General features: G+C 69.4%; 17 protein-coding genes. 5 read left to right on the forward strand and 12 right to left on the reverse strand.

Annotated features, from left to right (window positions below; all coding sequences use genetic code 11):
* From ACN469_RS42230 to ACN469_RS42240, 3 genes are read right to left on the reverse strand one after another with little or no spacing between them, the layout of a single operon-like run.
* The gene (locus tag ACN469_RS42230) at window positions 1-2565 is read right to left on the reverse strand and encodes a polynucleotide kinase-phosphatase (RefSeq protein WP_498777852.1); all 2565 of its coding nucleotides are present in this window, start codon (window positions 2563-2565) and stop codon (window positions 1-3) included.
* Entirely contained in the window at window positions 2562-3965 is a 1404-nt protein-coding gene (locus tag ACN469_RS42235) for a 3' terminal RNA ribose 2'-O-methyltransferase Hen1 (RefSeq protein ID WP_498777854.1), read from the reverse strand. The genes ACN469_RS42230 and ACN469_RS42235 overlap by 4 nt, the downstream gene beginning before the upstream one ends.
* Window positions 3966-4979 carry a YxiH-YxzG fusion protein gene (locus ACN469_RS42240; protein ID WP_498777856.1) on the reverse strand — a complete coding sequence of 338 codons (1014 nt, stop codon included), beginning with the start codon at window positions 4977-4979 and terminating at the stop codon, window positions 3966-3968. It abuts the gene before it with no gap.
* 193 nt (window positions 4980-5172) lie between these two features.
* On the opposite strand from ACN469_RS42240, the gene ACN469_RS42245 reads away from it, so the two are divergent.
* The 3 genes from ACN469_RS42245 to ACN469_RS42255 all read left to right on the forward strand — a co-directional run bounded on the left by ACN469_RS42245 (window position 5173) and on the right by ACN469_RS42255 (window position 9359).
* Window positions 5173-6099: a putative Ig domain-containing protein gene (locus tag ACN469_RS42245; protein ID WP_498777858.1), complete on the forward strand. Its 927-nt coding sequence runs from the start codon at window positions 5173-5175 to the stop codon at window positions 6097-6099.
* A gap of 83 nt (window positions 6100-6182) precedes the next feature.
* On the forward strand, window positions 6183-7472 hold the full coding sequence (locus tag ACN469_RS42250; RefSeq protein ID WP_498777859.1) for a DmpA family aminopeptidase: 1290 nt from the start codon (window positions 6183-6185) through the stop codon (window positions 7470-7472).
* A gap of 147 nt (window positions 7473-7619) precedes the next feature.
* On the forward strand, window positions 7620-9359 hold the full coding sequence (locus ACN469_RS42255; RefSeq protein ID WP_498777861.1) for a hypothetical protein: 1740 nt from the start codon (window positions 7620-7622) through the stop codon (window positions 9357-9359).
* Here ACN469_RS42255 and ACN469_RS42260 read toward each other — a convergent pair whose 3' ends face one another.
* The 3 genes from ACN469_RS42260 to ACN469_RS42270 form a co-directional block, all read right to left on the reverse strand.
* On the reverse strand, window positions 9360-11147 hold the full coding sequence (locus ACN469_RS42260; RefSeq protein WP_498777976.1) for a DUF885 domain-containing protein: 1788 nt from the start codon (window positions 11145-11147) through the stop codon (window positions 9360-9362). It lies immediately after the preceding gene.
* A 38-nt stretch (window positions 11148-11185) separates the two neighbouring features.
* Entirely contained in the window at window positions 11186-14140 is a 2955-nt protein-coding gene (locus ACN469_RS42265) for a DEAD/DEAH box helicase (protein ID WP_498777863.1), read from the reverse strand.
* 68 nt (window positions 14141-14208) lie between these two features.
* Window positions 14209-16239, reverse strand: coding sequence for a membrane dipeptidase (locus tag ACN469_RS42270; protein ID WP_498777865.1), 2031 nt, complete (start codon window positions 16237-16239; stop codon window positions 14209-14211).
* Between the two features lie 230 nt (window positions 16240-16469).
* Between ACN469_RS42270 and ACN469_RS42275 the strand changes: the two genes are divergently transcribed.
* A complete protein-coding gene (locus ACN469_RS42275; RefSeq protein WP_498777867.1) occupies window positions 16470-16844 on the forward strand; it encodes a hypothetical protein in 375 nt (124 codons plus the stop codon).
* A gap of 106 nt (window positions 16845-16950) precedes the next feature.
* Window positions 16951-18396 carry an amidase gene (locus ACN469_RS42280; RefSeq protein WP_498777869.1) on the forward strand — a complete coding sequence of 482 codons (1446 nt, stop codon included), beginning with the start codon at window positions 16951-16953 and terminating at the stop codon, window positions 18394-18396.
* Window positions 18397-18493: 97 nt separating this feature from the next.
* Here the strand turns inward: ACN469_RS42280 and ACN469_RS42285 are convergent, their stop codons facing one another.
* The 6 genes from ACN469_RS42285 to ACN469_RS42310 all read right to left on the reverse strand — a co-directional run bounded on the left by ACN469_RS42285 (window position 18494) and on the right by ACN469_RS42310 (window position 23783).
* Window positions 18494-18955 carry a hypothetical protein gene (locus ACN469_RS42285; RefSeq protein ID WP_498777871.1) on the reverse strand — a complete coding sequence of 154 codons (462 nt, stop codon included), beginning with the start codon at window positions 18953-18955 and terminating at the stop codon, window positions 18494-18496.
* The gene (locus tag ACN469_RS42290) at window positions 18955-19395 is read right to left on the reverse strand and encodes a hypothetical protein (protein ID WP_498777873.1); all 441 of its coding nucleotides are present in this window, start codon (window positions 19393-19395) and stop codon (window positions 18955-18957) included. The genes ACN469_RS42285 and ACN469_RS42290 overlap by 1 nt, the downstream gene beginning before the upstream one ends.
* A gap of 10 nt (window positions 19396-19405) precedes the next feature.
* On the reverse strand, window positions 19406-19840 hold the full coding sequence (locus ACN469_RS42295) for an acyl-CoA thioesterase (RefSeq protein WP_498777874.1): 435 nt from the start codon (window positions 19838-19840) through the stop codon (window positions 19406-19408).
* A gap of 19 nt (window positions 19841-19859) precedes the next feature.
* Window positions 19860-21173, reverse strand: coding sequence for a hydroxyacid-oxoacid transhydrogenase (locus ACN469_RS42300; RefSeq protein ID WP_498777876.1), 1314 nt, complete (start codon window positions 21171-21173; stop codon window positions 19860-19862).
* Between the two features lie 78 nt (window positions 21174-21251).
* The gene (locus ACN469_RS42305; protein WP_498777878.1) at window positions 21252-22223 is read right to left on the reverse strand and encodes a serine hydrolase; all 972 of its coding nucleotides are present in this window, start codon (window positions 22221-22223) and stop codon (window positions 21252-21254) included.
* A 360-nt stretch (window positions 22224-22583) separates the two neighbouring features.
* A complete protein-coding gene (locus ACN469_RS42310; protein ID WP_498777879.1) occupies window positions 22584-23783 on the reverse strand; it encodes a M20/M25/M40 family metallo-hydrolase in 1200 nt (399 codons plus the stop codon).
* Between the last annotated feature and the right edge of the window lie 113 nt (window positions 23784-23896).

The raw sequence follows: 23896 nt of genomic DNA on the forward strand, positions 1-23896 counted from the left end.
CTACAGCCGGGGGTCCACCGGTTCGCTCTCCAGCGCGAGCACGCCGAAGACACACTCGTGCACGCGCCGCAGCGGCTCCTTCCGGACGAAGCGCTCCAGGGCCTCGACGCCCAGCGCCAGCTCACGCAACGCCAGTGAGCGCTTCGTGGACACCCCGCGCTGTCGCAGCCGCTCCAGGTGCTCGGGCGCGGTGTACTCCGGGCCGTAGATGATTCGCAGGTAGTCCGGACCCCGGCACTTGATGGCCGGCTGGAGGAGCCCCTTCTTGCCTCGCGCCACATAGGCCAGCGGCTTCACCACCATGCCCTCGCCACCCCGTGACGTCAGCGACTCCCACCAGCGTGTCGCCTCCTCGACGGCCTCCGCGTCGGCAAGCGACACCACGCGATGGGCCGTCGCCAAAAGCAAACCCGGGTCCGCGCGGCACACCTTCGCCAGCGCCTCCAGGTGCCACACGTGGTCCTTGTCCACATGCACCGCCCCTTCCGTCGCCAGCAGGTGGAAGGGCGCGAGCCTCACGTCATCGAGTGACTTCACCGGCCAGCAATAGCGCCGGTACGCCGCGACATACCGCTCCACGCTCTCCGCCCGTGTCTGGAGCTTGAGTCCGAGCCCCGCCACCTCCAGACCCCGCGCCGCCGCCTGCGCCACCACCGCCCTCGCGTCCGCCACGGAGGCCAGGGCCGCCGCGCCCACCGCCGCGTACTGCTCGCGCACCAGCTCCCGGGCCTTCAACGACCACGGCATCAGCTCACAGTCCAGACAGGCCCAGTCCGTCTGGTGCTCCGCCCAGAAGCCCGAGGCCTCGAACGCCGCGGCGAGACGCGCCAGGAACGCCGCCTCCAGCGCCGCGTCCACGAAGAATCGCCGCCCGGTGCGCGTGTAGCAGGCGCCTCGCTCCTCGCCGTCGAGACCGAAGCGCCGCCGGGCCACGTCCGCGTCGCGGCACAGCACGACGACCGCGCGCGAGCCCATGTGCTTCTCCTCGCACACCACCTGCGCCACGCCTTCGCGCTGGTAGTAGGCGAAGGCCTCGGCCGGATGCTCCAACAACCCGGGGCGCTGGCTCGTCTCCGACGGCGACATCGTGGGCGGCAGGTAGATGAGCCACTTCGGGTGCAGCGCGAAGCGGCTCATCACCTCCAGCGCGGCCGTGGCGTTCTCCTCCTTCAGCGTGATGTTCGGCGTCAGCCGCGTGGAGACGATGCGCTTGCCCAGCACGTCCGCCAGGTCGAGCACGTCGTCATGCTGCTGCTGCGCGGTCAGCGCCGCCACGGGCGCCCCGCTCGCGCCGAGCGGCTTCTTCGGCTCGCAATACACTCGCGCGGCCGGCACGGAGACCACCTCTCGCTCCGGATAGCGCAGCGCCGTCAGCTTCCCGCCGTAGACGCAGCCGGTGTCCACGCACAGGGTGTTGTTGAGCCACTCCGCCTCGGGCACCGGCGTGTGGCCGTACACCACCATCGCCTTTCCCCGGTATTCCGACGCCCAGTCGTGCCGCACCGGAAAGCCGTACTCGTCCGTCTCGCCCGTCGTCTCGCCGTAGAGCGCGAAGTCGCGAACCTTCCCCGAGCCGCGCCCCTGCATCGACTCCTTGAGCCCCGCGTGCGCGACGACGAGCTTCCCGCCGTCCAGCACGTAGTGGGACACCAGCGCGTCGATGAACTTCACCACCTGGGCACTGAATTCGGGCGGCTCGCGCTCCAGTTGCTCCAGCGACTGCGCCAGCCCATGCGACACCTTGACGTCGCCGCCACGCAGCTTGCGCATCAGCTTGACCTCGTGGTTGCCCGGCACGCACAGCGCGGTGCCCGCCTCCACCATCCCCATCACCAGTCGGAGCACTCCCGCGACGCCGGGCCCCCGGTCCACCAGGTCCCCGAGGAACAATGCCTTGCGCCCCTCGGGAGGACGCACGTCGAAGCCCGGCGTGCCGTCCGCGCGGCCCGTCACCGCGTACCCCAGCCGCGTCAGCAGGAGCAGCAGCTCATCCAGGCAGCCGTGGAGGTCGCCGATGATGTCGAAGGGCCCCGGCTCATGCTTGCGGTTGTTCCACAGCGGCTGGCGCTCCAGCTCCAGTGCCTCCAGTTGCTCCGGCTTCAGGATGTGGACATGCCGGAAGCCCTCGCGCTCCAGGCTCCTCAGCGAGCCGCGCAGCTGCTGAAGCTGGCTGCGCACCACGCGCACGCCGAACTGACGCTCCGGGCGGAGCTGGTTGCGCGCGTGACACACCGCCTCCGGGACATCCAGGACGATGGCCACGGGCAGGACATGGAACTCACGCGCCAGCGCCACCAGCGGCTTGCGGGACTCGGGCTGTGTGTTCGTCGCGTCGATGACCGTCAGTCGGCCTCGCGCCAGGCGCTTCGCGGCGATGAACCGCAGCACGTCGAAGGCGTCGCGGGTCGCGTCCTGGTCGTTCTCGTCATCTCCGACGAGGCCGCGGCAGGTGTCGGACGAGAGGACCTCCGTGGGCCGGAAGTGGGCACGCGCGAAGGTGGACTTGCCGGCGCCCGAGGGGCCGACGAGCAGGACCAGGGACAGCTCGGGAATGGAGAGCTTCATCGTGAGAACACCGCCATCTGGGTCGGCGCGCCGACCTCCGCATCCACCACGCCCACCGGGACGAACCGCACGCCGTAGCCGAAGCGCTCGGCCTGCGTTCGAGCCCAAGACTCGAACTGTGCGCGCGTCCACTCGAAGCGGTGGTCCTTGTGCCGGAAGCTCCCCGGAGCCAGGCCCTCGAAGCGCACGTTGTATTCGGCATTGGGCGTCGTCACGACGACGACGGCCGGACGGGCCCACTCGAACAGCACCCGCTCGAACGCGGCCAGCCGGGGCAGGTCCAGGTGCTCGACGACCTCCACCACTGTCGCCGCGTCGTATCCCGCCAGTCGTGCGTCGCGGTACAGCAGCGAGCCGTGCAGCAACTGGATGCGCTGCCGCTGGAAGTCGGGGAGCCGCTCCAGCTTCAAGCGCTCGCTGGCGATCTCCAGCGCCCGGATGGAGACATCCATGCCGGTGATGCGCGTGAAGCGCCGCTCCTGGAGGAGCGCTCGGAGCAGCTTGCCCTCACCGCACCCCACGTCCACCACCGACGTGGCCCCGTGCTCGACGAGCACCGCGAGGACCGCCTCGCGCCGCTGCTCGTCCAGGCTCACCTTCCGCTCCAGCGTCGCCTCGCCTTCGTCGCGCGCGGGCTGCGCCTCCTCGGGCTCCAAGGCCTCGTCGACCTCCGACAGCCGCGCCATGGCCTCGCGAGCGAGGCTCCGCTGGTGGCGCAGGTAGCGCCGGGTGATGACCTCGCGCTCCGGATGCGTGGCCAGCCAGCCCTCGCCGTGGCGCAGCAGCTTGTCGATTTCGTCCTCCGTCACCCAGTAGTGCTTGTCGTCATCCAGCACGGGCACGAGCACGTACAGGTGGCTGAGCAGGTCGCCCAGCGGAGTGGTCGCCTCGAGCGTCACGGTGAAGTAGCGGCTGTCGCCCCACTCCGGCACCGTCGCGTCCAGCGCGTGGCGGGTCGCCGTGACGGTGTAGCCGAGCGGCTCGAAGAGGCGCCGCAGGAAGCCCTCGCCTCCGCGACACGGCAGGACGGACAGGCGCGCCGTGAGCGGCAGCGGACGCGCGGCGAGCTCGGGGCGCTCGCGGCTGCGACCGGAGAGCGCCGCGCCTAAGACACGAGACAGGGCCACGCTCAAGAACGACGAGGCCGCATAGGGGCGGTCATTGACGTACTGCTCCAGGGAGCGGCCCTCACCCGAGGACTTTTGTCGGTCCCGGACCAGCGCCACCGGGTCCACCTCCAGCAGGAGCGCGGCCATGCAGCGTTGAGCGGTGGCCTCCGGATAGAAGACGTGTGCCTGACCGAAGGACACGTCGAAGGACTGGGGCTTGTGCGGGCTCTTGTGCAGCAGGTAGCCCAGGTCCGTCGCGGGGGAGTGTGTCGTCGAGAGTGTCAGGAGCATTCAGTGCCAGACCCGTGTCGCTGCCACGAGGGTGTCGAGGTCGATACGAAAAGCGCGCGTGCCTTCGCCGCCATAGAGCCAGGGGCCGCGCCCGCACATCCACGTGGGCTGCCACCGCGTCCCCTCCGGGTCCACGAAGACGAAGGTGCCCGCCGAGACGAGCGCTTCCTTGCCACCGCCGTGCAGGGCGAACAGCTCGAAGGTGGAGCGCGCCGAATAGGAGCCACCGAACAGCACGTGCGTCGCCCCCACGGCGAGCGCGCTGGCGCCGGTGACAGGAGTCTTCCAGACGGCGGGACGTCCCCCCTCGCGCAGGCGGACCAGGGGAAAGTCCGTGTAGAAGTACAGCCACATCTCGTCATTCGAGGCGACGTTGAGCGCATAGCAGTCGACGATGATGTCGGTGCCCACGGCCCTCGCGTCGTATTCACTCAGGCGCTGGCCTGTCGCATCGAAGAGGACCAGCCCGCTTCGGCCAATCGGCTCGCTGTCGATATCCCCGCGACCCCACCCCCGGTTGCCGAGCACGCCTTCGTCGAGATAGCTCACCCACAGGCGCCCGTCGGCGGTGGCCTGCACGTCCTGGATGCCGTCACCGAGGGTCAGCTCGCGAGCCACGCGCCCGTCGCGGGAATAGACGACCGCGTTGCGTTCATGCGCGTCCTTGTCGAGATACCTGCAGCGTCCGCCCACCAGCAGCAGCTCACCGTCCGGGAGCGGCTGCACGAAATGGAAGTTGCGTCGGTCGGGCGGCAAGCGGGCGCACCTGGGTGGAGCACCCGGCTCGGAGAAGCGGAGGACTTCGTAGGTCTGGGGCTCGTCCGCCAGCGACTTCGCGAAGGAAGGGAGGTCCGGCGCGGCTTGCGCCCGGTCGTCCCGCTCTCCTTCCAGGGCCAGGAGCCACAGGTCGAAGTCGGGTCCCACGCCCTGGGCCATCAACTCGCGCCCCGAGAGGGCCTCCGCGAAATCGACGAAACACGGCACCTCGAGATGCGTCAACTCACGGTCGGTCATCGCTGTTCTTTCGCGCAGGGAGCCGAGGGGCCAGCTCCAGGAACCGTGCGCCGGGGGGCCGGTATCGAGGCCTCGGACGCCGAGCCCGAAACGGACCTGACGCCCCTCCTTCACCCCACCCGAGTGCCCACCAGGAGCCTGCGCTAGGATTCGCTGCTCCCCGCGCACTTCGCTCCTCGCTTTGGAGTCCTTCATGTTGTCGCATCGCGCACTCGCGCCGCTGCTCGTCCTCTTCCTGTTCACCGCCTGCTCCGACTCCGACCCCATCCCCGGGCCGGTGGACAGCGGAGTCCGGACGGATGCCGGAGCCGGTGACTCCGACAGCGGCCCCGACACGGACGCGGGCTCCACTCCCGACAGTGGCCCCGACACGGACGCGGGCTCCGACACGGATGGTGGCTTCACCCCGGACAGCGGTCCCGACCTGGATGGTGGCTTCACCCCGGACGCGGGTCCCGACACGGACGCCGGCCCCGCCACGCCTCCGACCATCCTCACGGAGACGCTGGCGGACACCTACACCGGCAATCCGTACTCACTCGTCCTGTCGGCCTCCGGTGGACTGGCGCCCCTGACCTGGGACCGCACCGAGGGAGTGCTGCCCGCGGGCCTCTCGCTCAACGCCAACGGAACCATCGGCGGGACGCCCACCACCGCGGGGACGGCGACCTTCACAGTGCGCGTGCGGGACGCCTCGGGTGAGAGCGACACCGCGGACCTCTCGCTCACCGTCTACGAGCCTCCGCGCATCGGACCGTTCCAGTTCCCCACCCATCAAGTCGGAGAGAGCCTCTCGCTGACGCTGACCGTCTCCGGCGGCAAGGCCCCCTTCACCTTCGCGCCCGTGGGCGACCTGCCGCCAGGGCTGACGCTGTCCGCGCAGGGACTCCTCCAGGGGACGCTCACCCAGGCGGGCGAGTTCAGCTTCGTCGTCTCGGCGACGGACGCCAACGGAAGGCAGGCCATCTATGCCTCCCAGCTCATCGTCCTGACGTCCTTCACCGTCACCACCACCTCGCTGCCTGGCGCCAACCCGAATGGCACGTCCGTGCATCACGACACGCTGCCCTCCGGACTCCCTTCCTCCCCCGGGCCGGGCGCGGACGACACCGCGTTCTGACGCACCGCGAAGGGCTCGGGAATCCGCGAGCGCCCTCGCCTCCGCGCTACACGGCGGGTGCGGGGAGGAGTAGGAAGCGGAGCATGCGCAACCGCTGGCGACTGCTGCTCCCCTCCGTGCTGCTCTGTCTGTTGATGACTCCCTCGCTCGGCTCCGCCCAGACCGAGCGCCCCCGGGCTCGCGCCAGGAACCTGGGCATCACCTTCGGTGGCCAGTCCGGTCCGCTCGACGCCATCACCGACGTGCCCGGCGTGGAGGTGGGCCACACGACGCTCATCTCCGGCGAGGGCCGCATCGAGAAGGGCAAGGGCCCCGTGCGCACCGGCGTCACGGCGGTGCTGCCCCGAGGCAAGGACGGCGTCGCCGAGCCGGTGTTCGCCGCCTCCTACGCGCTCAACGGCAACGGCGAGATGACGGGCACCCACTGGATTCAGGAGTCCGGTGAGCTCAATGGCCCGGTGATGATCACCAACACCAACGACATCGGCGCGGTGCGAGAGGCCGTCATCTCCTGGGCATTCGACAAGAACCTGGCGTGGGACCTGGGCCTGCCCGTCGTCGCGGAGACGTGGGACGGGATGCTGAACGACATCTACGGCTTCCACGTCAAGCCGTCGCACGCGCTCCAGGCGCTCGACTCGGCGCGCCCGGGTCCCATGGCGGAGGGCTCCGTCGGCGGAGGCACCGGCATGGTGTGCCACGGCTTCAAGGGCGGCATCGGCACCGCTTCACGCAAGCTGCCGGACTCCGCGGGCGGCTACACCCTGGGCGTGCTGGTGCAGTGCAACTACGGCTCGCGCCGCCTCTTCTCCGTCGAGGGCGTCCCCGTGGGCGAGGAGCTGACGGAGAACAAGCCCTGCTACGTCGGCACGCAGAAGCCCGGCAGCCCCATGATGCACGGCCTGTCGTCCTGTGGCGGCACCGGCCCCCGCCCCGCCGCGCCCAATCCCTTCGAGGGCGCGGGCTCCATCATCGTCGTCGTCGCGACGGATGCGCCCCTGCTGCCCCACCAGCTCGGACGGCTCGCGCGGCGCGTGCCGCTCGGCATCGCGAAGATGGGCGGACTGGGTGAGAACTACTCGGGAGACATCTTCCTCGCGTTCTCCACCCAGCACGTGAAGCCGCCGACGGAGGCCCATGTCGCCCCTATCTCAGTGCTCGGCAATGACAGACTCAATCCTCTCTTCGAGGCCACCGTGCAGGCCACGCAGGAGGCCATCCTCAACGCGATGCTCGCCTCCGACACCATGACGGGCGCAGACAATGTCCGCGTCTCCGGCCTGCCCCATGACGGGCTGGTGAAGGCCCTGAAGAAACACGGGCGGCTCACACCCGCGCCCAAGCAGGCGCCCGCCAGGAAATCGGGGCGATGAGCCGAGCTCCAAGCGTGAAGTGTGCTCGGAGGTGCGAGTGAGACAGGAGCCAACCGAGCCTCGGGGCACTGTGAAACCGTGCACTGTCACATCCCTTGACGTCGGTTGCAGGTGACGGCGTTGTGACGTCCGTGGTTAAGAAAAAGGATGCGCTTCTCCTTCTTCGCGACGCCCACCACCCTGAAGAAGCTCAACACCCCCGAGCTGCCGAAGGTCCTCCTCGTTGGAGGATTCAACGGTTACTGGAACTTTGGAGACATCCTCATGCTCCAAGGCGTCGTGCGCTGGCACCGCGCGCGCCGGGAGTCGTCGGTCGTCGCCTCCTTGCATGAGCTGAGCAGGGTGGCGGACCCGCAGGCCCTGCGACAGCTTCCCGGTGTGCTCGGGACGGAGGACTTCGTCTTCTTCTCGGCCTCGCCCTGGGAGGAGGCGGACCGCACGGCGAAGGGGCTGGGGCTGGAGCCCGTGTCCCCGCTCCTGTTGCGAGGTTCCGCCCACCTGCACGTCTATGGCGGCGGGTACTTCAACGGACGCTGGGGAGACTCGATGCTGGAGCTCATCGAGACCGTCCTGCGCACCTGGCTCCCGGTCCACTACGTCCTGTCCGGGCTCCAGGTGGGGCAGGAGTTCGCGGGCCGCGTCGCGGCGCACGCGCGGCAGTGGCAGCCCGCGCTCGTCGGGTGCCGGGACCCCGAGTCCACCGAGGCCCTGGCTGCTTGCGGACTGGAGGCGCGGCTGTCCGGTGACGATGCGCTGGAGGAGCTGGACCGCGCGGCCGAGGAGGCCTCACGCGCGGGGCCACGGGCGCCTGTCCCCGGCCGCTTCGCGCTGCACATGAACCTCTCCACGTATGTCTACACCAACGTGGGCGAGGACCCGGAGGCGATGCCCACTCCGAGCACGGTGATGAACGGGCAGCTCCAGTCCTTGCGCGAGCGGTTCGGAGAGAGCGCCGCGCCCCTCGTCCTCAACGCGTACATCGACGAGCGGCCCGTGGTGGAGGACAGCGTCGCGGCCATGCGCAAGACGGCCTTTCCGGAGCACTTTCCCCGGGCGGACGTCATCGACCTGGTGGGCCTGCTCTTCCTGGGACGGTTGTCCCAGGCCGTGGAGCAGATTCGACAGAGCGAGGTGCTGGTCGCCTCGTCCTACCATGTCACCTTGCTGGGCAAGGTCTCCGGCGTGCCGACCCACTTGTTCGCCTTCAATGACTACTACCGTCAGAAGAAGGCGGGCCTCGCCGAGACGGACAACTCGCTGGAGGAGTTCCTCACGGGCGACTGGAGCCAGGGCCTCGCGCGAGGCACCGAGTACATCGAGGGTCAGCGGGCGCTGCGACGCGCGTGGCTGGAGCAACTGGCCGTCAGCCTGGAGCAGCCTCCCCAGGACGCGAGCTGGGTGGCTCGCGCGTCCCTGTGGATGGAAGACCTCCGCCAGGAGCTGCGGCAGGCGCATCACCAGCGGGACGAGGGCGCCCAGGCGGCTCAGGCCGCCGCGCGGGACGCGGAGGCACGTCACCAGGCCCTGCTCGTGAACAGCGAGGCCACGGAGGCCCGGCTGCGAGAGCTGGAGTCACAGCGCACGCGGTGGGAGGCGGAGCAGTTGGAGCTGACCACCCTGCGCGCGCGGCTCGCCGTTCGAGACCAGGAGCGGGAGGAGCTGTTCGCCCTGCGGGAGCAGCTCGCCGCGCGTGAGCAGGAGCTGCGCGCCTTCGCGGAGCGGGAGGAGGAGCTGCGGGCCAGCTACGAGGCCCTGCTCACCACCGAGCCTCCCCTTCGCCACCGGCTGGTGGACGACCTGAATGACCGCCTCATCAAGGCCGGTGGCCCGCGCGCCCACCGCGCCCTCAAACAACTGGTGCGAGCCACGGTGAAGCGCGGCAAGTAGCTACGGCGCCGGTGCGTGGGACGAAGCCCCCTTCTTGCCCGAGGGAGGCTGCTGTCCCGCCACCCACGCGTCGACCTTGCGCTCGAGCACGTCCAGCGGCAGCGAGCCCCCGAGCAGCACCACGTCGTGGAACTCACGCACGTCGAAGCGCGAGCCCAGCGTCTTCTCGGCGCGCGTGCGCAGCTCCTGAATCTTGAGCTGCCCCACCTTGTACGCGAGCGCCTGTCCGGGCCAGGCGATGTAGCGGTCCACCTCGTTGGTGATGTCCAACGCCTGGCGGGGCGCGTTCTCCATGAAGAAGTCGAGCGCCTGCTGGCGCGTCCACTGCTTCACGTGCATGCCGGTGTCCACGACGAGGCGGACGGCGCGCCACATGTCGTACGAGAGCTGGCCGAACTTGTCATAGGGGTCCGCGTAGAGACCCAGCTCGTCTCCCAGCGTCTCGCAGTACAGCGCCCAGCCCTCGCCATAGGCCACGTAGTAGCCGTAGCGACGGAACTCCGGCAGCCCCGTCTGCTCGGTGGCCAGGGCCGACTGGAGGTGATGTCCGGGCACCGCCTCGTGCAGCGTGAGGGGAACCATCTCCCAGCGCGGGCGCGTCTCCGGGCGGTAGAGGTTCACCAGGTACGTGCCGGGACGCGAGCCGTCCGAGGCCGCCGGGTAGTAGAAGCCCGTCGTCACATCGGGAGCCATCGCCTCGGGCGTCGCCTCCACCGCGTAGGGCTGGCGCGGCAGCGTCTTGAACAGGCGCACCAGCAGCGGGTCGATCTGCTTGGACAGGGCCCGGTAGCGCATCAGCAGCTCGTCACCGGTGCGGGCGTAGAAGCGCGGGTCCGTGCGCAGGAAGTGGAAGAACTCCGCGAGCGAGCCCTGGAAGCCTGTCTTCTTCATGATGGCCTCCATCTCCCCACGGATGCGCTTCACCTCCGCCAGGCCCTGGGTGTGGATCTGCTCCGGCGTCAGCGTGGTGGTCGTGTACTTGCGCGCGAAGAAGCCATACATCTCCACGCCGTCCTGCCACTGCCCGACGCCCACGGCCTCGGGCGCGCCCGGGATGTACTCGGCGGTGAGGAACTGGTGGAAGCGTCGCAGCGCGGGCACCACGCCCTCGCGAACGGCCTTGCGGCCCGCCTCCGCGAGGCGCTGCTGCTCGGCGGCGGGGAGCTTCTCCGGGAAGCGCAGGAAGGGGCTGTAGAAGCCGCTCTTCGTCGGGTCCTCCACCAGCTGCCGCTCTACTTGCGGCGGGATGCGCTGGAGGATGACGCGCGGATGCACCTTCTTCTGGCGCAGGCCCTCGCGCATCAGCGCCACCACCTGGTCCACATAGGTGCCGAAGCCCTGGAGCCGGACGAGCCAGTCCTCGTAGTCCTTCACCGTCTCGAAGCGCAGCGTGTCCGCGAGCTGGTAGGCCGTCTGCACGCCCGGAGGCTGCTTGATTCCCTCGGGGATGCTCCCCATCTGATTCGTGGGCAGCAGGTACCAGCCGAAGCGGTGCTCCTCCACCCACGTCTCGTGCTCTTTGCGGAACAGGTCCAGGTTGAGCTGGTCCTCCTCGGACAGCTTCGCGCGCTCCACCTTCTTCAGCTTCTCCAGCACCTGGCGCGAGTGCTGGTGGTCCGCCTGGATGGCCGCGAGGCTCAGGTCATCCCAGCGCCCATTCCATCGACGGTCCCCCTGCACCGACGCGTACGTCGGGCTGTGCTCCAGTTGGTACTGCCAATCCTGCTCGATGAGGGAGCGCAGCGTGGTGGCCGCGTCCGACTTCTTCGCCTCGGCATCCAGGGACATCATCAGGAGAACTCCCACGGTGGTCAGTCGAAGCCACTTCACGAGAACAACTCCAGCAGGTCTTCACGGGTGATGGCCGCGGCGCCGCCCGCCTCACTCAAGGCCGCTTCCATCAGCGCGCGCTTCTTGTCCTGGAGCCCGAGGATGCGCTCCTCGACGGTGCCCTGGGACACCAGGCGGTAGACGTTGACGGGCCGCTCCTGGCCTATGCGGTGCGCGCGGTCCGCCGCCTGCGCCTCCACGGCCGGGTTCCACCACGGGTCCACCAGGAAGACGTGGTCCGCCGCCGTGAGGTTCAAGCCCGTGCCGCCCGCCTTCAGCGACATCAGCAGCACCGGCGGCCCGTCCTCGGACTGGAAGCGCGAGGTGACCTCGCCGCGGTTCACCGTGGTGCCATCCAGCCGGTCGAACGCGATGCCCGCCTGCTTCAGCGCCGGCTCGATGAGGTCCAACAGCGACGTCCACTGGGAGAACACGAGCGCCTTGTGTCCCTCCGACACCGCGGTGTCGAGCGCGTCCACCAGCGTCTCCACCTTCGACGACGAGGTCGCCTTCTGCCCGGGGACGAGCGCGGGGTGACACGCCGCCTGCCGCAGCCGCAGGAGCGCCTCCAGCGCCTTGAGCACGCTGCCACCCTCGTTCAACAGGGCGACCACTTCCTTGCGCGTGGCCGCCATCACCGAGTCGTAGATGGAGCGCTCGCGCTCATCCAGCGACACGTGCATCACCGACTCGATGCGCGGCGGCAGCTCCGGCGCCACGTCGCGCTTGAGCCTGCGCAGCACAAAGGGACGGATGCGGCGGCGCAGGTCGGAGGATGCCGCCGCGTTGCCCTCGGAGATGGGGCGCGACACCTTCTCCTCGAACTGCCGTCGGCCCCCGAGCAGGCCCGGGTTGGTGAAGTGCATCAAGCTCCACAGCTCGTCCAGCCGGTTCTCCATCGGCGTGCCGCTGAGCGCCAACCGGAAGTTGGACTTGAGGCCAAACGCGGAGCGCGCCACCTGGCTCTCCGGGTTCTTGATGGCCTGCGCCTCGTCCAGCACCAGGGCCGCCCATTCCTTGGAGCCCAGCGCCGCCGCGTCCAATCGCAGAATCGAGTACGTGGTGAGCGTCACGTCGGCCGCCGGGTCCAGCTCACGGCCCGGGCCGTGGTAGACGCAGACGCTCAGCGACGGACGGAAGCGCTTCAACTCCGCCACCCAGTTGGGCAGCACGCTGGTGGGGCAGACGACGAGCGAGCGCGGCCCCAGGACGCAGATGGTCTGCAGCGTCTTTCCAAGGCCCATGTCGTCCGCGAGGATGCCACCCAGCCCCGCGCTCTTGAGGAAGCCCAGCCAGCTCACGCCCGTCTGCTGGTAGTGGCGCAAGGACGCGTTGAGGTCCTCGGGCAGCACAGGCGGCGGCAGCTTCTCGAAGCCCTCGACGAGCGGCGCCAGCTTGTCCAGCCCCGGAGGAGGCGGCTGCTCCAGCGTCTCGCACAGCGTGGAGAGCTGCGGCAGCGCGTGGTTGGCGACGCGTCCGTCCGACTGGCGCGCGGCGAGCAGGTCCGCGACGCGCTGGCCATTCTTCTCCAGCCACGCGCGCGGCAGCGGCGCCCAGCCTCCACCCACCAGCGGCACCAACCCCAGCCCCTCCTGCCACGCCCTGACGACGGCCGCCGCGTCCACCGAGCGGGCCTCACCACCCTTGCCGCCCTCCACCTGGAACTCGAGCGTGAAGCGCACGTCGGGAATGCCCGCCCCGTTGCCCGCGGACTCCACCGTGAGCGACGGGCGCAGCTTCACGTCGGGGCTCACCACCGAAGCGCCGTCGCCCGCCAGGTCTCCGCCCCACCGCCGCAGCCGGTCCGCCCAGCGCACCATCTCCGGGCCCTGCACCGTCACCCGACGGCCGGGCACCAGGTTCAGCTCCTCGCGCAAGTCGTGGATGAGCCGCTGCTCCACCGCCTCGTCGCGCAGCGGCACCGCGCCGCGCAGGTACACCATCTTCCCGTTGTCGATTCGCACCGTCGGCGGCGCGCCGTAGACGAGCGTGGGCAGCACGGACAGGCCAGACTCGAGCTGGTTCAGCTCCAGGAGGATGCGCGGCTTGAGCTCGCGGTCGATGGACGGCACACGCTTCGTGCGCACCTCCACCGGCATCCGGCGGCCCAGCTCCGGCAACACCTTCGACGTCAGCTCCCCGAGGTTCTCGGCGCTGTACGTGCGGACAATGGGGAGGTTCTGCAGCCACGGTCCCGTCATGCCCGTCTCCCCCATCCGGGCCAGCGCGTCTCCCACGCGGGCCACGCCGGGGCTCACCACCTCCGACACGCGCGAGTCGCGCGCCACCGTCACCACCAGCTGCCCGCCGCGCTCCTCGACGAGCGCCCGGGGCACCACCACCTCGTCGGGGATGGCGACGGGGCGGCCGTCCAACAGGACGTTGCGTGCCTGCACCAGCACCTTGAGCAGCGCGTCGAGCGTCTCCGGGTTGAGCGTGCCGCGCGTGCGCCGCTGCTCCAGGATGCGGTCGGCGAGCAGGTCCGCCTGCTCCAGTTGGAGCTTCGCGGCCTGCGCGGGCTTGGCGATGTACGAGGTGAGGCTGCCCTCCAGCGCCTCTTCCTTGCCGTCCGCGTGGGCCAGCGTGCGCTTGAGCTGGAGGCCGTCCCCCGTGCGAGTGAAGTGATAGACGATGCGAGACCAGCGGGTCGCCGCCGTCTGCATGGGCGCGTCCTCCCGCTCCGCCTGCTGGAGCGAGATGGCCGCCGCGACGACGTGCTCACACGGGTCCACGAGGCTGGGGCAGTCGCACTCCCAGGCGTCGTCGGCGGGATAGAGGGCCACCGTGAAGGGGACCGGGCGCCCCGCCGAGCGGACCCTCAGCTCCAGCTCACTGTCCGTCTTCGACTGGAGGACCACGGCCCCGTCACGGGCGAGACCCACGCCCTTGGACCAGAGACCGGGGCGGGCTTCCTTCCGAACGGCTTCGAGCAGCTTGGCGAATGCGGACATGGGAGTGTCGACTCCCTACGCCCCCGGGGTGCGCCGCGCAACGGCGATGCGCACCCCGGCCTCCCGGCTCAGCCGCAGGTCAGCGTCCAACGGCAGCTATTCGACAGGCACTCCTTGCCATACAGGCAGGTCGCCCCCTTGGCCTTCTTCGGCTGGCACTTGCCGGTGTTGAGCCCCCAACCGCAGTACTGGTTGCTCGCGCAGTCGGTCTCCTGGTCGCAGATGCAGGTGCCCGTGCTGTTGCAGCCGGACGCGCTGCACGCGTCGCTGATGCACTCCTCCTTGAAGCGGCAGGACTCGCCCACCGCCTTGGAGTCCGGCGCGTAGTGCTCGCCGCAGATCACCGGGTACGCGGCCTCGCGCGTGCCCTTGTCCACGTAGGTGGCCACACCCGTGGTGTCGATGTCCGCCGCCGCGTCCGCCATGCCCGTGCGCGGATTGGACGCGCGCTCCCACACCTTGAGGAAGGTCTCCGCCGAGCCGGACAGGCCCGTGGTGTTGGCGCCCACGCGGCCCAGGTCCTTCAGGAGGTCGGGCAGGTAGCCCACGTGCGCGAGGCCGAACTCGTCGAAGCCCGTGCCCAGGCGCGCGGGCCCGGAGGCGTTCTGCTGACGCAGGTGCGCATCCGCCTCCGCCTGGAACGTCGCGGAGCACGCGCCGTTGTTGCCGAAGCGCGGACGCGTCTGCTGGATGAAGCCGTTGAGGTCCGCGCCGAAGGCCATGGGGACCTTGAGGCCCTGGCGACCGAACTCGACGGCCTGCGCCAGCGAGCGCGTGGAGCCGTGGCAGTTGTTGGCGACGCCGGAGCGCGAGTACTCGCGCGTCTCGTCATGCGCGGTGCGCAGGCCGAAGATGCCACCGGTCTGCCGCAGGTAGCGCACCACCCACGCGGGCGTCGTCTTCTCGTTGTCGGCGAGCTTCGGGTTCATCACCTCGCGGAAGTGGCCGTGGGAGATGACCAGCGGGTAGTAGGTGTTCGTCTGCGCGACGGCGAAGGCGTCATGGAGGCCCTTCTCCGACAGGTGGGCCACGTCGATGAGCATGCCCTTGCCCATCATCGTCTGGAGCAGCGCCTTGCCGTCGGCGGTGAGACCCTTGGTGTTGCGGCAGTTGCCGGCCGCGTCGCGGTACACGTCGAAGCCCAGCGTCATCGTGTCCGTCGTCACGCCGCAGTCGGTGTCGATGTGGCAGTTCTCCGTGAACTGCGCGGCCTGGAAGATGGCGTTGTGCAGCGCCGCTCCGCCGAAGCGGTTGTCCAACTGGTGCACCGGCTGGAGCGAGCGGACGCCCAGGGCGTGGAAGCGGTCCAGCTCCGCGCGCCAGTCCTTGGTACCGAACAGCTTGCTCGTCTCGATGGAGAGCACGATGGCCAGCTTGCCCGCGGCGATGATGTTGCGCGCGTGCGACGGCGTCAGCGCGATCTCCGCCCAGTCGGTGCGCGCGTCGAAGGCGCGAGCCATCTGGAGCTGCAGCTCCACGTCCACCATCTCGTCACAGGGCCGGGAGATGTTCTGGTACGGCAGCGCCTTGCAGAGGAACTCGTTGCTGACCAGCGACACCATGACCAGGGACATGCCGCCCTGGTGCGCCTGCCGCAGCCACCCTTCCCACGCCTGCTGATGCGCGATGGTGTCCCAGCGCGGCCACTGCGTGTTGACCGACATGCGCCCCAGGTGGATGCCCGTGTCGCCCTCGGTGCCCTCGATTTTACCGATGAACTCCGAGCCCACCGCGCCGCCAATCCCGAAGAGCGCCGCGAGCAGCGGGTTGCCGCTCAGGTCCACCCCGGGGCAGAGGTTGAGCAGGTTGCTCAGGTCCATGCGCACCCGCGCGTGGTCGCTCTCCGGCAGGCCGCCGTCACAGCTCGTCAGCGAGCCGGTGTGGCTGCCGTGGAACCACCCGCCGCCGAACGCCTCCTCCGCGAACATGTGGTGGTGCAGCTCCGCGAAGCCCGGCGCGGCCAACGGCTGCGACTGGGCCTCGGTGGCGGGTTCGACGGGCGCTTCACCCGCCTCCTGCACGGGGCCACACGCGAGCCCGAGACAAAGGGTGAGAGGAAGGAGGGCCAGGACTCCCTGGCGCCGACGATGCTGAGACATGAACATGGAGGAGATTCCTTCTGGATGTACGGGCGGACGGCTCCGCCTTCGCCCGGGGGAGGATACTCCCCGCACGACAGGCATATCGAGTAATCCACGTCCACTCTGAGACAGCGCTTTCAGGTAGGTCGGGGGCTCACCCGCGATACCAGAGTTACACTGATACGATTGTCGGAGCTCACGGCGTTCCGCACTGGCGCGAGGACGGCCGGAGCCTCGATGGAGCCGTCATGTCCCTGCGTCGTGTCCTCCCGTGGAGCCTCGCCCTCTTCTTGTCGTTCACCACGGCCGTCTCCGCCGAGCCGGCCGCCACCGAAGCTGCTCCGACCGAGTCCAGCGAGGAGCTCCGCGCGGAGACGAGCGAGCCCCAGGACGCGGCCAGCCTCGTCTGTGTCGCGGTCCGGTGCTCGACGGTGAGCGAGTGCTGGGCCGCGTGTCCCGGCGCGAGCAGCGTGAGCTGCATCAGCAATGGGTGTCGCTACACCCTGCCTGGCGGTGGTGGCGGCGGCGGTCCGACGTGCCCGCTGACGCGGTGCAGCGACGATGCCGACTGCGTGTGCAAGGGGCAACAGGGCTACTGCGAAACCCGCGCCTGTCGGTACTGAAGACGGAGTGTTCCTTGGGCCGTCATCGCGGCGGCCCGAGGCCTGGCGGTATCCTCGCGCGCCGCACCTGGGACGCAATCCGCCGTCCGGTGCGCCACGAGGGCTTATGCACCTGGACGACTACACGCGATACGACGCGATGGGGCTGGCGGAGCTGGTGCGTCGCAAGGAAGTGACGCCGGCGGAGCTGACGCAGGCGGCGCTCGACGCCATCGCCCGCGTCAATCCGAAGCTGAACGCGGTCATCGATGTCCGGGAAGCGGACGCGAAGAACGCCGTGCAGCAGGGGCTTCCGCAAGGGCCCTTCACGGGGGTGCCGTTCCTCATCAAGGACCTGGCGCTGCATGCGGCGGGCGTCCCGACGGACCTGGGGAGCCGGCTGGCGAAGGGGCTGATGCTGCCCCTCGACTCCTTCTTGATGGAGCGCTTCCGCCGCACGGGCGTGGTGTTGCTGGGCCGGACGAACACGCCGGAGTTCGGCAACAACGCGACGACGGAGCCCGTGCTGCACGGCCCCACTCGCAATCCCTGGGATTTGGGACGCAGCCCAGGTGGCTCCAGCGGTGGCTCCGCGGCGGCGGTGGCGGCGGGCATCGTTCCAGTGGCCCATGGCAATGACGGCGGCGGCTCCCTGCGCATTCCCGCGGCGCTCTGTGGCGTCTTCGGGCTGAAGCCCACGCGGGGGCGAAACTCCATCGGGCCCGGCGCGGCGGAGGCCATCAACGGCCTGGGCGTGGAGCACGTCGTGACGCGCTCGGTCCGCGACAGCGCGGCCATGCTGGATGCCACGCAAGGGCCCGCGGTAGGCGACCCGCACTACGCGCCGCCGCCGGAGCGGCCCTACCTGGAGGAGGTCCGACGGGGGCCGGGGAAGCTGCGCATCGCCATCTGCCGGAAGGCTGCCTCCGGTGTGCCCGTGAGTCCGGACAACGTCGCGGCGGTGGAAGATGTGGCGAAGCTGTGCGCCTCACTGGGGCACGACATCGTCGAGGCGGAGCCTGCCTATGACAACGAGGCCCTGCTGGAGGCCCTGGTGACGGTCTGGTCCGCCTCCAATGCGTCCCTGGTGGAGATGCTGAGCACGGGGCTGGGGCGGACGGCGGGCCCGGACACGCTGGAGGCCTCCACGTGGGCGGCGGTGCAGCATGGTCGCACGCTAAAGGCGACGGACCTCCAGGCGGCGCTCGCGGTGTTCAACCAGGTCAGCCGCGCCGTGGGCACGTTCTACGTGGACCATGACCTGCTGCTGACGCCCACGACGGCGGGGCCGCCCTACGCGCTCGGGGAGATGGACTCCAACAAGCCCAGGAGCGCGGGCGAGTGGTACCGGTTCGTGTTCTCCCTGATTCCCTTCACCGCGCTCTACAACGTGACGGGACAGCCGGCGATGTCCGTGCCCCTGCATTGGAACGCGCAGGAGCTGCCCATCGGCGTCCAGTTCGTGAGCCGCTTCGCGGACGAGGCCACGTTGTTCCGGCTCGCGGGACAGCTCGAGGAGGCGCGTCCGTGGTCCGTGCGCCGGCCTCCGGTGCATGCGGCGCGGGACGCCTGAAACATTTGAGAGGGCTGAGCCTCTTGAAGAGGAGAGGCTCAGCGCGGGAGCGGCAGGTATCGGCCGAGCCCGTCCATGGATTGGGGCTCCATCGAAGTCACTCCATCGGACGAGGGGCGCGCGCCCAGAGCACATCCCAGATGGACGCCGGGGGCGAGAAATCAGGCACCACGAGCCGGACCATCGCCTCGGTGGCGGCCACCTGGGCGCCCTGGCTCCGTGCCTCCGCGAACAAGCTCCGAAGCAGCGCGGGCCCATCCACATACAATGCGGACAGCATCCCGGACTCTCCCACCGGCGTCGGCGGCGAGAGGTCCGGCTCGCGAGGCTTCAAGCCCCAGACCTCGAGCAAGTCGGTGTACAGCTCATCCAGGTCATACAGCGGCGCATGGAGCCCCAGCGCGCCGCACGGGCAATCCCAGCCGAAGCTCCGGTCCAGCATCCCACCCTTCTCCAGCATCCGGCCCCGCGCGGCCTCTCCACAGAGGCCACACTTCAGGGCTCCCACCTCGCCTGTCGGCTGGTGCTGGGCATCGAAGGTAATGGTGAGCGTTTCCATCAGTTCACGGGAGGCAGATAGGAGTCAAAGGCTTCCATCTCGGAGGCGAGGAGCCGAATCCGGACGGAGCGGTCGCCCACCGAGAACGTGTCGGTCTTCATGAAGAAGACACTCTTGCGCTCCCGTCCCTGAACCTCCGACCACGGGATGAGCAGCGGAGGATGGAAGAGTCGGAAGATGAGATTCGGCACCAGATAGAGACCTCGCTCATCGCCGCCGACGGCAAGACAGTTTCGAAACTGCATCCAGCCGACCTGTCCCCAAACGAAGTTCTTCAGCTGGCGCGGCTTCGCACCCTCCGCGCGGTACTGACGCGCAAGGCCATGCCAACCACTCACCCGCGAGCCGATGGCCAGGACCGACACGAACCCCAGCAGGATCAGGAGCGGGAGTCCCCAGGGATGCGTCTTGATCAGGTGGTCGAGGGAGGACGAGTCCATGGCCATGGTCCTAAATCGTCAGGGTCAGCCGCGAAAGCGCCTCGCGCAGTCGTTCGGGAATCGCCGTGGACTTGCGCGTCTGGCGATCCACGAAGACGTGCACGAAGTGCCCATGGGCCGCCGCTTCCGACGCCCCTTCCTTGAAGATGCCAATCCCATACGTCACCGAGCGCGTACCCAGCTTGTCCACGCGCAACCCCGCCCTCAGCACGTCCGGATAGGCGAGCGGCGCGCGGTAGTGGCACTTCGACTCGACCACCAGCCCGATGACGGAGCTGCCGTGGATGTCCAGCCCTCCCTCGTGGATGAGGAAGTGGTTCGCCACCGTGTCGAAGTAGCTGTAATACGTGACGTTGTTGATGTGGCCGTAGACGTCGTTGTCCATCCACCGCGTGGTGATGGGCAGGAAGTAGCGATAGCGCTCAGCGGTCTCGACCTCACTCACGGCTGCAGCCTCCCCACGGCTACCAGTAGCCCAGCGCTTGCTGGAACAGTCCACCCAGCACCGGCCGGGTCATCTCACGCGGAGCATTCTGCAACAGTCGCTGCTGGGGAAAGGCCCCCTCCGTGAGCGCCGCCACGTCCGCTTCGGTGTACCCGACTCCGCCCAGTCCGTTCGGCATCCCCACCGCGCGCATGATGCGGATGAGCTTGTCCGCGAGCACTTCGCCCGCGTCCTTCGGCCCCGCGCCGCGAGCATCCGCCCCCAGCCACGTCGCGGCCTCCAGGTGTCGCTCCGGGCTCTCCTCTGCCGTGTAGCGGAACACCGCCGGCGCATTGAGGATGACCGCCATTCCATGGGGCACGAGGGGCTCGTCCTGGGGATACCCCGTGGGCCTGAACTCGCGCACCAGCCCCGCCACCGCGTACGCCATACCGTGCGGCGCATGCACTCCGGCGTTGCCGAACGCGATGCCGGCCAGCGTCGCCGCCCACATCAACTGCTCGCGCGCCTCGTGGTCTCCCGCGTCCTTCACGCCGCGCTCCAGGTACAACCCCATCAACCGCAGGGCCTCGCGACACCCCAGGTCACTCCATGGGTTGGCCCCCTGGCTCATCGGCCGCAGGCTGGGGCGCGGAGGCGCGGGGCGTCGCGTGTACGGCCGCGCCGTATAGGACTCCAGCGCATGGGAGAGCACGTCCAATCCGCTGGCGGCCACCACCTCGCCCGGCAGCGTCGCGGTGCAGTCCGGGTCCACCAGCGCCTCGGTGGGACGCAGCGCGTGCGAGGCGATGCCCGTCTTCGCCCCCAGGGAGAGCAGGTCGAAGATGGTGATGCCCGTCACCTCGCTGCCCGTCCCCGACGTCGTGGGGCAGGCGATGTGCGGCTTGAGCGGCCCGGGCACCGGCCGGCCGTCTCCCACGGGCGCATTCACATAGGTCAGGAAGTCGGAGGGCCACGTCGCATAGAGGTTCGCGGCCTTGCACGTGTCGATGACGGAGCCGCCACCGAGCGACACGTAGCCATCCGGCCGCAGGTCCGCGGCGAACCGCACCGCCTCCAGGAAGGAGCGGTCCGTGGGCTCGACGCGCACGTCGGTGAAGACCCCCACCTCGAGTCCGGCGGCGACCAGCGAGGCGCGCACCTTCTCGAAGTGAGGCAGTCTGGCCACGCCCGCATCCGAGAACAGCGCCACGCGCCTCATGCCGAGCGCCCGGGCCCGCTCGCCCACCTCCTCCAGACACCCTCGGCCGAAGGTGACTCGCGACGCATCCATCGTGAAGGCGGAGTCACACCCCTCCCCCACCGACTGGTAGTGGCAGCAGCCAAAGCCCATGACAGTCCTCCCACGCCGATTCCCGCCGCAATCTAGCGTGGGTGGGAGGAAGAACGGGCGACATCCGCCCCGCCGCCCTCAACAGTCGTAGTCCGGAGGCGTGCCGCCCTCGTCGACGGGCACGGGCGCGGGTCCGCCCTGCTTCGCGAGCGACTCCCCACAGTCCAGCGAGGCCTCACCCGACAGCGTGCGATAGAGCACACACGAGGCCCGCTCGACGAAGAACGCCTGACGGGGCCAGTCCGGCCCGCGCGCCGCGAGGATGGCCACCGCGTAGTGCCCACCGTCCGGCAGCCGCACCAGCCCCACCTCGTTCAGCACGTTGTAGCGCGAGTCATCCGAACAGCACCCTGGAGGCAACCAGCCCCCCTTGTGCCGCATTGACGCCCGAGCCTTCGCCGGCAGCAACGTCCCCAGCCAACCGCCGCAGCCCGCGCGAGGCGTCAGCTCCATCCACGCGAGCATGCGCGAGGTGGGCTTGGGCTTCAGCAGCTCGCCGCCATTCAGGCGATGGAGGAAGGACACCGCATCCGCCGCGCAGAGGTAGTTGTCGTTCCCCATGGCTTGGGGCGAGTTCGTCGCGCGGCGCGGCTTGCCGTAGTTCCACTTCGTCAGCGCGGTGTTCTTCACGTCCAGCGAGCGCAGGTAGTCATTGATGGCGTCCGGTCCGCCCACCAGGTCGATGAGCGCGCCCGAGGCCTCGTTGTCGGAGGTGCGGAAGACCTTCTCCGCCAGCGGCGCCACCTTCGACGCCTCGGCCTTCTTCAGCGCCGCCGCGACCCAGAACACCTTGGCCGAGCTGGCGGAGATGTGCGGCACCGTGTCGTTGGACCCCGCGTACTCGCCGGTGCGCAGGTCCTTCACCGCGATGGCGACGTCCGAGCCCGGCGCCAGGCGCGCGGCCTCCGCCGCCAGCGAGTCGACGACGGCGCGGAGTGCCTCGCGCTTCGGACCTCCAGCGGCCGGGGCCGCCGCCAGGGCGGTGCCCAGCGAGAGGCAAGACAGCACCACGACTCCGACACAGCCACGCGGCACGAACCACCTTGCCATCATCATCCTCCAGGAAGCTCGGCCCCGAGGTGGACGCCGCACCCGCGACGAAGGCACCGAGGTCATACGCGGCGCCCTGCCGGGAGGATCCCTAGTGGTCGAAGTCCACCACGTTGACCTACAGGTGACAACCACACCCCTGCTTCACGACTTCTCGGTCGCCTCCACGTCGGACCCGGACTGGTCAATCAAGAGGAGGATGCACGCGGGTTCGGTGCGGCTGATTTCCGCCGAGTAAGCCATGGCGGAGAAGCGTACCGGTTCGACCGCACACGTGCGACGACAGACGACTGCGGCCCCCACGTCCCGCCGCGCCTCCAAGGCGAGCGGCGCGGCGGAACGGGGGGCCCGATTCAGGTGCTAGTTCGACGTGCCCTTGGCCAGCTCCGACACGTAGGCCGCGGCGAGCCGGGAGAACTTGAGCGCGTGGTTGGCCGTGCTGCCGGACTTCGCGATGGTGTCGCCCGTCGTGTGGATGTAGGGGTTGCCCTGGCTGACGACGGCCTCATGAGGGATGGAGGCCGCGAAGCCCGCGTTCGTCCACGACGCGTGGTCCGAGCACGCATAACCGCACGTGGTGTTCACGTGGGAGATGGTCGTGTTGAAGTACGTGGCGAGGAGGTTGCGCAGGAACGTGTTCTGCGCGGCGTTGGTGTAGTCGGTGACGATGCCCACGTCGGCCGACGTGCCCCGGTAGTTGGTCATGTCCAGTTGGAGCACGCCCACCACGTTGATGGCGTTGTTCTTGTGGTACGCGGCGATCTCCTTGGAGCCGCGCAGGCCGACTTCCTCGGCCGCGTAGCCCATGAACTTCACCGTGCGCTGGGGACGGTAGTTGCACGCCACCGCCGCCCGGATGACCTCCGTGAAGGAGGCGATGCCGGAGGCGTTGTCATCCGCGCCCGGCGCCGTGCTGCCGGAGGAGATGGAGTCCAGGTGACCACCCACCACGACGACTTCGTTGGGCAGCGTGGTGCCCCGGATGGTGAGGATGACGGAGGGCTGCGCCCAGGCCGCGTGCGTGAACAGCTCCGCGGTGATGTCCGTGCGGCCGGCGGCAATCGTCGCCCAGCGGCTGCGCAGCCAGTTCGCCGCGCTCACGCCCGTCGTCGACGTGTAGTAGCGCGTGGTGTACGCGGCCAGCGAGTTGATGGTGCTGCGGATGTTCGCCTCCGCCACCTGGTTGACGAGGCAGTTGGTCGTGGCGGTGTTGTCGATGGTGTAGGTGATGAGGCCTCGCGTGCCCGTGTCCTTCTCCGGGACCAGCGACTGCTCCGCCTCGTCACGGCTCTCGAACGTCACGAAGCCCGCACAGCGGTTGAACTGGTCGTGCATGATTTCGGCGATGCGCTGCAGCTGCGACTCGCGCACCGGAATCACCACCGCGTCCTCCTTCGACAGCGAGGGTGCGGGCACGGTCCAGCCTTCGCGCACGAAGGCCTCCGAAAGGGGCGCCAGGGCGTCGGAGCCCAGCGAAATCCACAGCTCTTTGTCCTCGGCCTCGGCGAAGGCCGCGGTGGGGCTCAGCAATAACAGGGCAAACGGAATCAACCGCTTCATGGCAGCGCTCCTCGGTGGAATGGATGGTGCGTCGCGGATCACCGCGGGCGGCCGCATCGCGCGGCCTCCGCGTGTGGTCCCCAGGACGCGCGCAACACCAACCCGCGCGCATC

Origin of the sequence: Corallococcus terminator, from assembly GCF_049194865.1 — a bacterium.
Lineage (GTDB): Bacteria > Myxococcota > Myxococcia > Myxococcales > Myxococcaceae > Myxococcus > Myxococcus terminator_A.